The organism is Paenibacillus sp. FSL K6-1566 (genome assembly GCF_038050475.1).
Classification (GTDB): Bacteria; Bacillota; Bacilli; order Paenibacillales; family Paenibacillaceae; genus Paenibacillus_AQ; species Paenibacillus_AQ lactis.
Genome location: NZ_JBBOSR010000001.1, coordinates 5626901 through 5640168 on the forward strand (window position 1 = coordinate 5626901; position 13268 = coordinate 5640168).

The 13268-nt window shown below is 53.1% G+C and carries 12 protein-coding genes and 1 riboswitch; of the genes, 4 read left to right on the top strand and 8 right to left on the bottom strand.

Translation table 11 applies throughout. From position 1 onward, the window contains the following. Nucleotides 1–129 precede the first annotated feature (129 nt). Nucleotides 130–708 carry a hypothetical protein gene (locus tag NST08_RS25305; protein ID WP_144870055.1) on the bottom strand — a complete coding sequence of 193 codons (579 nt, stop codon included), beginning with the start codon at nt 706–708 and terminating at the stop codon, nt 130–132. A gap of 190 nt (nt 709–898) precedes the next feature. Between NST08_RS25305 and NST08_RS25310 the strand changes: the two genes are divergently transcribed. Then, entirely contained in the window at nt 899–1234 is a 336-nt protein-coding gene (locus tag NST08_RS25310) for a hypothetical protein (RefSeq protein WP_028405767.1), read from the top strand. A 186-nt stretch (nt 1235–1420) separates the two neighbouring features. Here NST08_RS25310 and NST08_RS25315 read toward each other — a convergent pair whose 3' ends face one another. Further along, entirely contained in the window at nt 1421–2296 is an 876-nt protein-coding gene (locus NST08_RS25315) for a cation diffusion facilitator family transporter (protein ID WP_040739873.1), read from the bottom strand. 241 nt (nt 2297–2537) lie between these two features. On the opposite strand from NST08_RS25315, the gene NST08_RS25320 reads away from it, so the two are divergent. After that, the gene (locus NST08_RS25320) at nt 2538–2726 is read left to right on the top strand and encodes a hypothetical protein (RefSeq protein ID WP_007131688.1); all 189 of its coding nucleotides are present in this window, start codon (nt 2538–2540) and stop codon (nt 2724–2726) included. A gap of 124 nt (nt 2727–2850) precedes the next feature. Here the strand turns inward: NST08_RS25320 and NST08_RS25325 are convergent, their stop codons facing one another. From NST08_RS25325 to NST08_RS25340, 5 genes are all read right to left on the bottom strand, one after another. Continuing rightward, nucleotides 2851–4482, bottom strand: a complete 1632-nt coding sequence (locus tag NST08_RS25325) for an ABC-F family ATP-binding cassette domain-containing protein (RefSeq protein WP_007131689.1) — start codon at nt 4480–4482, stop codon at nt 2851–2853. A gap of 185 nt (nt 4483–4667) precedes the next feature. Continuing rightward, nucleotides 4668–5696: an MBL fold metallo-hydrolase gene (locus NST08_RS25330; RefSeq protein ID WP_007131690.1), complete on the bottom strand. Its 1029-nt coding sequence runs from the start codon at nt 5694–5696 to the stop codon at nt 4668–4670. Nucleotides 5697–5833: 137 nt separating this feature from the next. Further along, entirely contained in the window at nt 5834–5935 is a 102-nt protein-coding gene (gene cydS / locus NST08_RS29985) for a cytochrome bd oxidase small subunit CydS (protein WP_007131691.1), read from the bottom strand. A 4-nt stretch (nt 5936–5939) separates the two neighbouring features. Continuing rightward, nucleotides 5940–6977 (bottom strand): cytochrome d ubiquinol oxidase subunit II, encoded by a 1038-nt coding sequence (locus tag NST08_RS25335; protein WP_007131692.1) that lies wholly within the window; start codon nt 6975–6977, stop codon nt 5940–5942. Further along, nucleotides 6974–8326, bottom strand: a complete 1353-nt coding sequence (locus NST08_RS25340) for a cytochrome ubiquinol oxidase subunit I (protein ID WP_341034921.1) — start codon at nt 8324–8326, stop codon at nt 6974–6976. The genes NST08_RS25335 and NST08_RS25340 overlap by 4 nt, the downstream gene beginning before the upstream one ends. Nucleotides 8327–8812: 486 nt before the next feature. Between NST08_RS25340 and NST08_RS25345 the strand changes: the two genes are divergently transcribed. Both NST08_RS25345 and NST08_RS25350 read left to right on the top strand, forming a co-directional pair. Beyond that, a complete protein-coding gene (locus NST08_RS25345; RefSeq protein WP_028405763.1) occupies nt 8813–9943 on the top strand; it encodes a virulence factor in 1131 nt (376 codons plus the stop codon). A gap of 159 nt (nt 9944–10102) precedes the next feature. Then, nucleotides 10103–10295: riboswitch (Lysine riboswitch) on the top strand. 175 nt (nt 10296–10470) lie between these two features. Continuing rightward, nucleotides 10471–11862 (top strand): amino acid permease, encoded by a 1392-nt coding sequence (locus NST08_RS25350; protein WP_232239355.1) that lies wholly within the window; start codon nt 10471–10473, stop codon nt 11860–11862. 199 nt (nt 11863–12061) lie between these two features. Here the strand turns inward: NST08_RS25350 and NST08_RS25355 are convergent, their stop codons facing one another. After that, nucleotides 12062–13204 (bottom strand): transglutaminase domain-containing protein, encoded by a 1143-nt coding sequence (locus tag NST08_RS25355; RefSeq protein WP_007131697.1) that lies wholly within the window; start codon nt 13202–13204, stop codon nt 12062–12064. Between the last annotated feature and the right edge of the window lie 64 nt (nt 13205–13268).

Below are 13268 nucleotides of genomic sequence, written 5' to 3' on the forward strand. Positions count from 1 at the left end.
GTAGGCGAAAATACTCGTGTCAATCTTTACATATTAAATTTTCTTGGTTTTTCTGAAAAATTCCTGACATCAAAAAAGACCCAGAAGAATCGAATATGGATTCGATTTCTGGGTCTTTCGCCTATCCGCTTACTTAAACAGCGACGGTATGGACATCCAATCGAGCGAAAAATTCAGCTCCAGTCCGTCAGATAAAAACTTAACATCCTTAACGGTTACCAAATCCGGCAGATAATCCTTGATCGAGATTTCAATCGGTTCCAGCATGAACACCTTTTGAGGCACCTCGACGCCCCGGATTGTCGTGGATTGGTGATTCAGGATGAGATGGCTTCCTCTTGCCGACATTTGAAATTTCAAAACAGCACCAAAGGGCAGCACGCCATACCGGCCGTTCATTTGTGCTGTCATCACGGTGCCGTTCATTTGAAAATCGGCCCCTGTAATTTCAACGCCCAAGTCATGGGTATTCATATATTTGACCAAATTCTTTTTGCTAAGCTGCGATACTTCCTCAATACTCAGCTTCATGCGGGTGTCCCGGTCCGAAACCATCGTCATCAGCTTTTCCTTGAAATCTACGGTGCGGTACTTTAAATCAAGAGTCTGGGTAGGATATACAAACCAGACGGCAGCACCGGCTACGACAAGCAAAAGGATCAGGATGACCAGGAAAAATCGACCGGCTCTTTTTTTTCGGCGCGCCATCGCAGTCCCCCCTTTACGAAGTAAAAATATCGCTGTATAATAGGCTTCTTTCGTCTCAAAGTATATATGAAGAAGACAGGCTTGTCACTTTTTGAGCGAAAAGATCCACAATTTAGTGATTCAAGTTATCCAGATTGTGGTATTACGTTTTTGTCAAATCATTCTACGGTCCCAAGGAGGAAGTTTATTGATGAAAAAAACTTTAGGCATTACCGCAGCACTTGCTCTGGCCCTGTCCCTTACAGCCGTTGCCAGCGCAGATCCGATCACCGGAACGGTTACAAACGCAACGTACAACAATACGGAAGAGCCGATCATTAAGCCTGACGAAGTGGTCCTGAACCCAACGCCAATGCATGAGCTGACCAAGGTTACCTACTTCTATAACGCGCCTAACGGCAAAAAAGTCGGCGCTTTGGCACCGCAAAAAGTCGATACAACCGGCAATCGCTTTGAAGACGCTCGCGGTGGAGAATGGGTTGAAATTTATACCTGGCTCGGTACCGCTTGGATTTACGTCGATTAATCTAAAGCCGCTGAGCTGCTCTATTAAACACATAATTTTTAGTAAGTCTGTTTTTGCTTGCTAAGCAATAAAGTATTAAGCGCATAAAAGAAACCGTTCATTCGTCAATGGCTGGGTCCTTTACCCGCATTACATAACAGAACGGTTTCTTTGCGTTTTATGCTTATGATTCGCTTCAGGACACGGTCATCCAGTTCCCTTGGGCTCCACATGGATGTGCACGCTCATGATGTCATGGACTTTCTCCATTCTTTCCTCGATCCGGTCGCTGATCCGATGCCCCTCGAGAACGCTGATATGAGGATCTACCTCAATAACGATATCCACCAGGACCCGGTTGCCATGGATTCTCGCCTTCATATCCTTGATCCCTTCCACGCCGGGGGTGCTAGCAATCGTAGCCCGCAGATCGGACAGGCGGCTTTCGTCGAAGCCATCGGTCAAATTGTGGGTCGACTCTTTAAATATCCCCCAGGCTGTCCGGCATATGAGCAAACCTACCGCAATTGCAGCGGCCGTGTCAAGCCAAGGGAGACCGAACTGTGAGCCGATGATGCCTACCGCCGCCCCCACGCTGACCAATGCATCCGATAAATTATCCTTGGCCGCAGCCATTAAGGCCTGATTGTTTATGCGCCGGGCGAGATTCCGGTTATACCGGTACACACCCAGCATCACGATCGCGGAAATGCAAGCCACGCCCGCAGACCATACATTCGGGATTTGCTTGACCCCTTCAAAAAAAGACCGCCCCGCCTCAACCAGCACCTGAATTCCGACAAACGCCATGATAAATGATGCGATCAGTGCAGCGACCGTTTCGGCTCTTAAATGCCCGTAAGCATGGTCGGAATCGGGCGGCTTTCGGGAGATGCGCAGGCCGATTAATACGGCTGCCGAAGCTACAATGTCCGTCATATTGTTAAAGCCGTCGGCAAGCAAAGCGCTGGAGGCAAATACGCTGCCGCCTACAACTTTAAATGCCGAGAGCGCCAGGTATGCCCCGATGCTGACCCATGCCCCGCGCTCCCCCTTTTTTATATTCTCATAGACATCCACGATGCGCGTCTCTCCTTTAACTCAGCTTAACAAGGCAGCATGAAGCGAACCTCTTGATCCTATCCATATTCACACCGGCTATGGCTATTCTTGTCGCGTCGATGTTAATAAGCGCCTTCACCGGATGTACCGCATCGAGCCCGGGTCATTCGTAAAAAACAGTATTAATTATTGTTACCCTTGCGGGGGGTTTTAAAAACGAATAAAATGAGAACAGCTAAACCACGAAGGAGAGGGTGATCCCATGCCCGAGAATCAGGAATCGCGAAAAATCAATTTGGCGGATGCCATCCGTCAAAAGCTGGAGCAGAAGAAGCAGCAGAACTCGGCTGCCGGCAAACCGGGGCAGTTCCAGCCTGGCCAAACCCCTAAACTGAAAAGCCAAAATAACAAAAAACCAAACAATCAGCGTCGCCGCACCGGCGGCTCCTAAAAGAGCCTGCCATCGCTGCTATCCGAAAACGCGAAAAAAAATGCTGCGTCTCTTTCATGAAGAGATGCAGCATTTTTTAATCGTACCTCACGTTCCCTTGCCGGGAGGACCCGGCGCGGCGTTATTACGAGGTAGCTTCTACAGCATACATGCGTTCACGAAGAGCTTTGATCTCTTCGCTCTCCAGATACTCGTCATAGCTCATGACGCGGTCGATGATGCCGCTTGGCGTAATCTCGATAATCCGGTTCGCAATCGTCTGAATGAACTGATGGTCATGCGAAGTGAACAGAATCGTTCCGTCGAAATCAATCAGCCCGTTGTTGAGGGCCGTGATCGATTCCAAATCCAAGTGGTTCGTCGGCTCATCGAACACAAGCACGTTCGCGCCGTTCAGCATCATCTTGGCAAGCATGCAGCGGACCTTCTCGCCCCCGGACAATACGCTGGCCTTCTTCAAAGCCTCTTCGCCGGAGAAGAGCATGCGTCCGAGGAATCCGCGCAGGAATGTCTCGTCCTGGTCTTTGGAATACTGGCGCAGCCACTCGACCAAGTTCAGATCCACGCCGTCGAAATACGCCGAGTTGTCCTTCGGGAAATAGGCTTGGGTTGTCGTAACCCCCCAGCTGTATTCGCCGGATTCGGCTTCAGTCTCGCCCATGATGACCTGGAACAGCGTCGTCTTAGGCAAGCTGTTCGGCCCGACAAATGCGATTTTATCCCCTTTGTTCACCACGAAGCTGACATTATCCAGCACCTTCTCGCCTTCGACGCTCTTGGTGATTCCGTCAACGGTCAGCAGCTGCTTGCCTGCTTCGCGCTCCGGCTTGAAGTTAAGGAACGGATATTTCCGGTTGGAAGGACGGATATCCTCCAGCGTGATTTTTTCCAGCTGCTTCTTCCGCGACGTCGCCTGCTTCGATTTCGAAGCGTTGGCGGAGAACCGCTGGATAAAGGCTTGAAGCTCCTTGATCTTCTCTTCCTTCTTCTTGTTGGATTCACGCTGCAGCTGGAGCGCCAGCTGGCTGGACTCGTACCAGAAGTCGTAGTTGCCGACATAGAGCTGGATTTTGCCGAAATCGATATCCGCAATATGCGTACATACCTTATTCAGGAAGTGACGGTCATGGGATACGACGATAACGGTGCCTTCGTAATCCATCAGGAAGTTCTCCAGCCATTGAATCGACTCGAGGTCCAAGTGGTTGGTAGGCTCGTCAAGCAGCAGGTTGTGCGGACGTCCGAACAACGCCTGGGCGAGGAGAACCCGCACCTTCTCGTTACCGGAAAGCTCTGCCATCTTCTTGTCATGCAGCTCGCGCGGAATGCCGAGACCGATCAGGAGTGCAGCCGCATCCGGCTCGGCGTCCCAGCCGTTCAATTCGGCGAATTCGCCTTCCAGCTCACCTGCGCGCATACCGTCTTCTTCCGAAAAATCGGCCTTCGCATACAGCGCATCCTTCTCCTTCATGATCTGGTACAGACGCGCATGTCCCATAATGACGGTCTCCAGAACCGGATATTGGTCATATTCATAATGGTTCTGCTTCAGAACGGCCAAGCGTTCGTTCGGGGTCATATGAACCTCGCCTTGGTTCGGTTCGATCTCGCCGGACAAAATTTTCAGAAATGTCGATTTGCCCGCCCCGTTGGCGCCGATCAGGCCATAACAGTTGCCTGCCGTGAATTTTATATTTACATCTTCAAATAGTGCTCGTTTGCCATAGCGGAGCGTTACGCCGCTTGTACTGATCATTATCGCATTACCATCCTTTTTCACTGTGGTTACAGCACATTATAGCATAAGTCCGGCAGTTATCGAAGCGTATCGGCGGATTAAAAACAGTTTAAACAAAAAACTCCCACCACCCGCTCTGACAATCAGCGAATAGTGAGAGGTCCAATTCAATTCACGCGTCCCCCCGCATCATCGACAGGGAACTATGACTCTGCATTCCGGCATTCCGGCTGGATCTTGAACGTCTCTCCGTATTTCAATACCCGGATGCGTTCCTTTGCGATCCCAAGGCGCTGGCGTTCCGCCTCCATGCGGTCGAGCGCCTCCTTGGCCGTATCATCGGCCAGCTTGAAGGTTCCGTAGTGCATCGGGATCATCGTCTCGGCCTTTACGTCCTGGAACGCCTGCAGCGCTTCCTCCGGATTGACATGCTGGGAGGTCATGAACCATTCCGGCTCATACGCTCCGATCGGCATTAAGGCGATATGGATGTTGAACCGTTCGCCAATGAGTTTAAAGCCCTGAAAATAGCCGCTGTCCCCGGCAAAATACAGATTCGGCGGGAGCAGGCGTGCTCCTTCCCCGCCCTGTGCCACGTCGCAGCTGTCCTGGTCCGCGCCGTCGTCTTGCGTCCGCCCTTCCTGCTGCGCCGGCTCCAGCACATAGCCTCCCCAATGCGACGTATTGGTGTCGAACGGCGTGCGCCGCGTCCAGTGCTGGGTCGGGACAAACGATATTTTCACGCTGCCGATCGTGGCCGATTCCCACCATTGCAGCTCGATCACGCGGCGAAAGCCCTTTCTGACCATCTTGCGCCGCAGTCCGACCGGGACGATAATCGTTGTCTCGGACCGGTACAATTTCCGAATGGACGCAAAATGCATATGATCGTAATGCGAATGCGAGATCAGAATGACGTCGACCGGCGGAATGTCTTGAATCGGAATTCCGGGCTCACCGAGCCTTTTTGTAAATCCCATTCTCCGCGCCCATACCGGATCGGTAACGATATTCATACCTTCATATTGAATGAAAAAGGTCGCATGCCCGACCCATGTAACGGAGGTTTCGTGCCGGTTGCTGTGCAAATACGGCAAATCCGGCGTCAGGTTCGGAATGACATACGAATAGTCCTTCTTCTTCTGACGGCGCTCGTCACGCCACTGCTTAAACTGCTTTAACGTTTTGTCCGTGCTGACATTATCGATATTGTTATAGCGGACTTTTGGCATGCAGCCTCCTCCTTCCATATCCAGTATTGTACCCTGTACCGGCCTATCCGCTCAACTTTTGCGCTTTGTTGTTTCTTATAACGCAAATGAAATGCAGCGAATCAGCAAATCGACGGCACGAATAATACTCCCCCTGATTAATCTGAAGGGTCCTTATATTTGACGACATAGACGGCCAGGAACACCACGGCTGCCGCTACGGTCAGAAACGGGGCGACAAAGATACCGAAATCCTCCATCGTCTCACCCTCTCTTCGCGGATTTGCCGCGAATGTAATTCGCATCGAACAGGAACAGGCGCATCAGCAGGATCAGCGATGGGATCAGCACGCACAGCCCCAGCACAAATGCGGTGATGAGCGCGACTGCCATCGTATCGTTGGTGATGCTCTCATGGACGTGAATATAATCGTATAGAATGTACGGCAAATGCGACCTGCCGTATCCATACCAGGCAAACGCAAATTGAAGCATCACCATGACAAAGGCCAGGCCCAGCTTGATTTTTTTCCAAACGAGATAAACGGCGATGCAGAAGCATAAGAAGGAAGCAATAAACATCCAGGCCATATGCAGCATGTTCTGAAAATGCACCGGATTCTGATGGTTGATCTGGAAGAAGGCGAATAAGGATGCGAGAATCGTCGGCCCGCTCCATGCCAGCGCATACCCCCGAACGATCCCGAAGGCAACCTCATCCCCTGCCCGCTGGGCATAGTAGGTCAGAAACATCGCCGAGATATACAGCACGCTCACCAGCGCCAAAATAATGACGGACCAGGTGTACGGATTCGTAAAGAAGCTGTACCAATGAAGCACAACCTTCCCGTTATCCTTATCAATGATTCCCCCCTCGGAGATCGCGAGGATCGTGGACAGCGCAGCCGGAATGAGGAGTCCTGTCGCCCCGTACAGGGCCATATAGACTTTATTGGTCCGGGTCTCGGTCTGGCTCCCGTACGTATGGTACGCGTAATACGCTCCGCGGATGGCAAGCAGGACAAGCGCCAAACTGCCGGGCACGAGCAGCGCCGTTCCGTAATAGAAGGCCGCGTCCGGGAAGAAGCCGACCAGCCCGACGACGAAGAAGATCAGAAAGACGTTGGTCACTTCCCATACGGGGGACAAATACCGCTGAATAATGTTGTGGATCTTGTTCCGATGTCCGGTGAGCACGCTGTAAAAGCTGAAGAAGCCCGCGCCGAAATCAATCGAAGCAACGACCAAATAACCGAACAGAAATGTCCATAATATCGTAATGGCTACCATTGCATAGCTCATGCGCGGTCCTCTCCTTCGATTTCAAGTCCCAGCGCCCGGATTTCCTCTTCGGCGCTCTTGTTCCGGAACAGCTGGCTGAGCACGCGAATCGCAGACACCGACAGCACAAGATACAATACGATAAACAGGAGCAGCATCCAGCCGACGCTGGTGGAGGTTGTCGCCGCGTCCGCCACCTTCATGTAGCCGCGCACGATCCACGGCTGCCTTCCGATCTCCGCCAAAAACCACCCCAGCCAAATCGCCGACATCGCTAAAGGCCCTAATGCCACTATACTGAGCAGCAGCCATTTTGGATAAGGCTTTTTGCCCGGAAGCTTGCGGCGAAACAAATATAACAGCGGAATCAGCACGAGAAGCGCCCCGATCGTCACCTTGAGATCAAAGTAATAATGGACCGAGAGCGGCGGCCGTTCATCCTCGGGGAACTCGTTCAGCCCGATGACCTTCGTTGCGGGGTTGTTGCCTGCCAAAATGCTGAGCGCGTACGGTATTTTCAAAGCGTATTTGACCTCATGATTCTCATCGAGGATGCCGCCGTAAATGAGCGGCGCCCTCGTCATCGTCTCGAAATGCCACTCCGCCGCCGCCAGCTTCTCCGGCTGGTATTTGGCCAAAAATTTGCCCGAGAAGTCCCCGATGGCCACCGTGGCAACTGCAAATACGAAGGCGGAGACGACGGTCAGCTTCAGCGCCTTTTTAAAATATACATGCGTGCTTCCCTTAAGAAGGCTAAAAGCCGCAATGCTTGCCAGCACGCCTGCGCTCGTCGTAAACGCGGAGGCCAGCACATGGCTCACCTTCGTCGGCGTTGCCGGATTGAACATCGCGACAAACGGATTCACGTTCGTGAACACGCCGTCAACCAGCTCAAACCCTTGCGGCTGATTCATGAAGGCGTTCATGCTGGTAATGAAGAAAGCCGAAGCGGATGAGCCGATGGCTACGGGAATGAGCAGCAGCAAATGCGTCGATTTATTTTTGAACCGGTCCCAGGTGTACAAATAAATGCCCAGAAAGATCGCCTCCACGAAAAAAGCGAAGGTCTCCATAAACAACGGCAGTGCAATCGCCTTGCCGGCTACGCGCATAAAGGTCGGCCACAGCAGGCTCAGCTGCAGTCCGATCGCCGTCCCTGTCACGACCCCTACCGCAACCGTGATGACATATCCCCGCGCCCACCGCCTCGCCAGCAGCGTATAATGGTCATCTCCCGTCTGGATCCCCCTCCATTCGGCCAGTGCCAGCATAATCGGGATGCCCACCCCGATCGTCGCCAACACGATATGAACAAACAGGGTCAAACCGGTCAATATCCGGCTCATTAATACCGGATCCAGTGAAGACATTAAGGCTCACTCCTTCATATTAATAGCTGCTCGGGTTGCTCAGGCGTCTCGGAGTTATCCGGGATCGCTCCGGTTTAGCAACCGCCTAACACGCATCCTCTCCTTCGCATCAGCCGAAAAAATGGATGAAACGCAGATACCCTTTCACGGCACCGTACAGCATAATCGCGGCAACGATCCAGCACACCAGGGCCAGCGTTCTCTCCTGCTTACGGTACATGCCCGGTCTTCTCCCTCCACTTTGGAATCGCTCTTCTAAATCTTCTATATAAGCTTCTATGTAAGTCCTCCGTAAGAAGCACAGAATTAGGTATCCTGTCAGGCTAGTCGCCTTCAGGTCAATCAGTCCTGCTCAAGGATAGTTTGACAAACCTTTCCTCTTTTTATCCAAAAATTCGCTCTTGCCGGTGGCCAGGCCGGGATGCGATGTTTTTTCCCGCGGGGAACTGAGGTACAATAGGAGCATAAGGAGGCGATACTTGAACTATGAAGATTACATTCATCGAACCGACCCCAAGCCCGAACTCCATGAAGCTTCACTTGGACGAAACGCTGGAGCCGGGCATACGCAAAACATATACGGTTGAAAACGAAAGATCTGCTCCATCCTGGATCCGCCAGCTGCTGCACATTCCTGGTGTGAAAAGCGTGTTCCATACAGCGGACTTCATCGCGCTCGATCGCAAAGGCAATGCGGACTGGCCTTCCATCCTGGGCGCCGTTCAGGAGATATTCGGCCAGGAGGGTCTGGCAGCAGGACTGAATGAAGGCGAACAAGAGGCCGCCTTCGGCGAAGCCCAGGTGTTCGTGCAGTATTTCCGCGGCATTCCGATGCAGATCCGCGTAAAGAGCGGCGCCAAGGAGGAGAGAATCGCCTTGTCCGACCGGTTCACCAAAGCGGTGACCGAGGTTGCGACCGCTACCCTCATTAAAGAGCGCAAGCTGAAGGAATACGGCGTCCGCTACGGCGAGCTTGCCGATATCGCGCGCGAGGTCGAGCAGGAGCTGGAAGCGGCGTTTCCGCAGGAGCGTCTGGATCGCGTCGTGGCGCAGGCGATTGCCCACGGCGCCAACGACGAGGAATTCGTGGAGCAGCGGCGCAAGCTGAGCGATGAAGAAATCGAGACCGCCCTTTCGGATGATGACTGGCGCGTCCGCTATGCCGCACTCGAGGTGCTGGAGCCGAGCGAGAAGCATATCCCTCTGCTCCGCAAAGCGCTGCAGGATCCGAAGATGCAAATCCGGCGGCTTGTCGTCGTTTATCTCGGCGACATTCGCACGCCTGATGCGATGGAGCTGCTGTACGAGGCGATGCGTGACGACGCACCGGCCGTACGCCGGACAGCCGGCGATACGCTGTCCGATATCGGCGATGCTGCCGCTACGCCGGTTATGATCGAATCGCTGAAGGATACCAGCAAGATCGTACGCTGGCGCGCCGCCCGCTTCCTCTATGAGGTCGGAACCGAAGAAGCGCGCTCGGCGCTCGAAGAGGCGGCGAACGACCCTGAATTCGAGGTCAGCCTGCAGGCTCGCATGGCTCTGGAGCGGATCGAATCCGGCGAGGAAGCGGCCGGCACGGTGTGGCAGCAAATGGCCAAGCGTACCCGCTCGTAAGCGGGCGTCATGCCGTCCATGCCCCCTAAAGCGGATGGCCGGGACGAAATCGGGTCAACACTCCAGGCGACAAAATTAACCATTGATTCTCACACGCGATGTGATTTATACTAGGAATCTCTTGTTAGAACTGAATAGAAGGATAGCCTCATCAATCCAAGATGAGGTAGAGGTTGCAGACATGATCAGTAATCGCGTCGAGGCGAAGAGGAGCCGGGGAAGCGCAGATGAAAGGCATGGCTGCCGAAGTGCAGGATATACTCTTGTATTCTGTGCTGGGGTCGTTGCCGAAAGGGACGGAACTGTCACGGGAATTGCATGACGCAATCGCCCGTGTTGCGCTATCTTCATGGAGGGTTTGATGCGGATTACACATAGACCGCAGGTACAGGACCTGGGGTCTATTCTTTTTATTCGGGGTAAAATGACTTGTAGTCGTATCTCTTACTATATAGAAGGAGTGTTTGATCTTGAGTTCTAGAAAAGCACCAGCAGCCTCCCTGAAGCCAAGCTTCAAGGCCCGTCATATGACGATGATCGCCTTGGGCGGATCCATCGGCACCGGCCTGTTTCTGGCAAGCGGAACGGCTATATCCTCCGCCGGCCCTGGCGGGGCACTCATTGCTTATGCCGCCGTCGGCCTGATGGTATACTTCCTGATGACCAGCTTGGGCGAGCTGGCCACGTATTTGCCGGATGCCGGCTCGTTTAGCACGTACGCCTCCCGGTTCGTCAGTCCCGCCTTCGGCTTTGCCGTCGGCTGGAACTTCTGGTACAACTGGGCGGTTACCATTGCCGCTGAACTTGCGGCGGCTACCGTGATTATCAAATTCTGGTTCCCGGACAGCCCGTCCTTCCTGTGGAGCCTTCTGTTTCTGGCCATCATGTTCGGCCTGAACTATCTGTCGAGCAAAGGGTACGGCGAATCGGAATATTGGTTTGCCATCATTAAGGTTGCGACCGTCATCATCTTCCTGATTATCGGCATCCTGATGATCGCCGGCATCCTTGGCGGAAAAGCCGTCGGCTTCTCGAATTTTACGATGGACGGCGGTCCTGTGCACGGCGGCTTCTTCGCCTTGGTAGGCGTATTTATGGCAGCCGGCTTCTCCTTCCAGGGAACCGAGCTGATCGGGGTTGCCGCCGGCGAAAGCGAAAATCCGAGAAAGCATGTGCCGAAGGCCATCCGCCAAGTGTTTTGGCGCATTCTGATCTTCTACATTTTCGCGATTTTCGTTATCGGCATGCTGATTCCGTATACGCATCCGAGTCTGCTTCAATCCGGCGTCGATAACATCGGGGTCAGTCCATTCACGCTCGTGTTCGAACGCGCCGGACTTGCCTTCTCCGCTTCCGTCATGAATGCCGTCATTCTCAGCTCCGTCCTGTCGGCCGGCAACTCGGGCATGTACGCCTCCACCCGAGTTCTCTATTCCATGGCGAAGCAGGGCATGGCACCGAAGTGGCTCAGCCGGCTGAACAGCCGCGGCGTTCCCGTGGCGGCCCTGATCGTGACGACCGCAGTCGGAATGCTCGCTTTCCTGGCCTCCTTCTTCGGGGATGGCGTTGTGTATGTGTGGCTTCTGAACGCCTCGGGAATGTGCGGCTTCATTAACTGGCTCGCGATTGCCGTCAGCCATTACCGGTTCCGCAAGGCGTATATCGCGCAAGGACATGATCTGAAGGAGCTGCCGTTCCGGGCACGCTGGTTCCCGTTCGGACCGCTCTTCGCCTTCCTGCTCTGTCTTGTTGCCATTATCGGCCAAGGGAATTTCAGCGGAGATATCGACTGGCTGACCATCATTGCCACCTATGTAAGCATCCCGCTCTTCCTGGCCATCTGGTTTGGCTACAAGCTCTTTAAGAAGAGCCGTATCGTGCCGCTGCAGGAATGCGACTTAAGCACCGATTCCAAATAAGGCAGTGCGAAGAAGTATATACCTTTTGCGATTTTGAATCTGTCATTGTTCTGCCCATAAGGGAAAAGAGCATATCTAATGTCACGACGGCATACAAAGGGGCGGTCCCCCGTAGAATAACATCTACGGGGGACCGCCCTTTCTTCATTATTGGCTTACATTTGGTTTGACTCGCTTGTATTGAGCACCCACTTCCATGCTACCAGGCGATCTGCACTCTCAAATCATCCGTATCCTCGAATGCGCTGTGATAATATTTGATAGAGCCCAGATTGTTCTTCAGCTGTAATTGCTGGAGCGTCTGAACAAGCTCGTTTTCGCTGCCGTCATATCGGAACACCAGCTTACGGCTCTTCGCAGCCTGGGCGTCCTTCACGAGAGGCTGCAGCTGTTTATAGGATCTGACGATCGCACTTGCATCATAAAGATGATATTCCAGATCCTGCTTGATCGCTTTATAAACGGCCGCTTTCGCCCGGTCCTTGCGGGTCAGCGACGACAGGGTGTCCCGGTAGAGAGTGTCCGCCTTCGGGTAGGACTTCACCCAAGTATGATCCCGGCCCATCTGCTTATCTGTCCGAAGATAATACGTGTACGACACCTCATTTGGGCGGTCCGGGACCGGATCGTCCCATGTCGTGTCCATATGGTACCACTTGCCGTCCAGCAGCACGAGATTCCACGCATGGAGCTGACCTTTCGGATTATCCGGGGAATACGCCGTACCTTCCACAATCTTATTCTCAATACCGGCTTCTTTAAGCAGCTTATGGGTCAGCAAGGAGTAACCCTGGCATACCGTACTGCCCGTGTATAATCCATCGTAGGCGGTATATTTCGTCAGGGTCGTGTCATATTTCAAATTCAGGACCACCCAATCATGGATGGCCTTCACCTTCTCATGATCATTCATCCCTGCCTTGATGATGCTTTTCAATATCGCGGCAGACCGCATATCGACATATCGGGTCTGCTCCGCAGTCTCGCGATAGCTTAACTGGACCGTCACATTTGCCGCGCTAGCTGTTCCATGATAGTCATAGCTGTAGCTTGCAATGGTGTAGTGGATATACGGGTCGCTGGCCATCGCCTGGTCAAGCGCATCCTTCAGCTGGGACTTCAGCGACTTGGTTTCCCCTTGATAAGCAAACCGCACGGTGGACTGTCTGTCGTTCATAGCCGCCAGCAGCTCCTCCTGGATAGCACCGACCGACTTGATGACCGGTTTGTTCGAAGTAGCATACACATCTATAAGATTAGCCGGCTCGGGGACAGCGGCCACGGTTACGGCTAAACTCCCTGCGAGCAATAATTTGGCTATCGTTGATCGGCCTCGTTTCATCGGTATACCGCCCTTCATCTACCTAATCCCTAAACACCTCCATTGTACCATATTTTCTCAGTGT

Coding starts and splice junctions, on each gene's coding strand:
- NST08_RS25305 (WP_144870055.1), bottom strand. CDS start 708: ATGGCGCGCCGAAAAAAAAGAGCCGGTCGATTTTTCCTGGTCATCCTG.
- NST08_RS25310 (WP_028405767.1), top strand. CDS start 899: ATGAAAAAAACTTTAGGCATTACCGCAGCACTTGCTCTGGCCCTGTCC.
- NST08_RS25320 (WP_007131688.1), top strand. CDS start 2,538: ATGCCCGAGAATCAGGAATCGCGAAAAATCAATTTGGCGGATGCCATC.
- NST08_RS25325 (WP_007131689.1), bottom strand. CDS start 4,482: ATGATCAGTACAAGCGGCGTAACGCTCCGCTATGGCAAACGAGCACTA.
- NST08_RS25330 (WP_007131690.1), bottom strand. CDS start 5,696: ATGCCAAAAGTCCGCTATAACAATATCGATAATGTCAGCACGGACAAA.
- cydS (WP_007131691.1), bottom strand. CDS start 5,935: ATGGAGGATTTCGGTATCTTTGTCGCCCCGTTTCTGACCGTAGCGGCA.
- NST08_RS25335 (WP_007131692.1), bottom strand. CDS start 6,977: ATGAGCTATGCAATGGTAGCCATTACGATATTATGGACATTTCTGTTC.
- NST08_RS25340 (WP_341034921.1), bottom strand. CDS start 8,326: ATGTCTTCACTGGATCCGGTATTAATGAGCCGGATATTGACCGGTTTG.
- NST08_RS25345 (WP_028405763.1), top strand. CDS start 8,813: ATGAAGATTACATTCATCGAACCGACCCCAAGCCCGAACTCCATGAAG.
- NST08_RS25350 (WP_232239355.1), top strand. CDS start 10,471: ATGACGATGATCGCCTTGGGCGGATCCATCGGCACCGGCCTGTTTCTG.
- NST08_RS25355 (WP_007131697.1), bottom strand. CDS start 13,204: ATGAAACGAGGCCGATCAACGATAGCCAAATTATTGCTCGCAGGGAGT.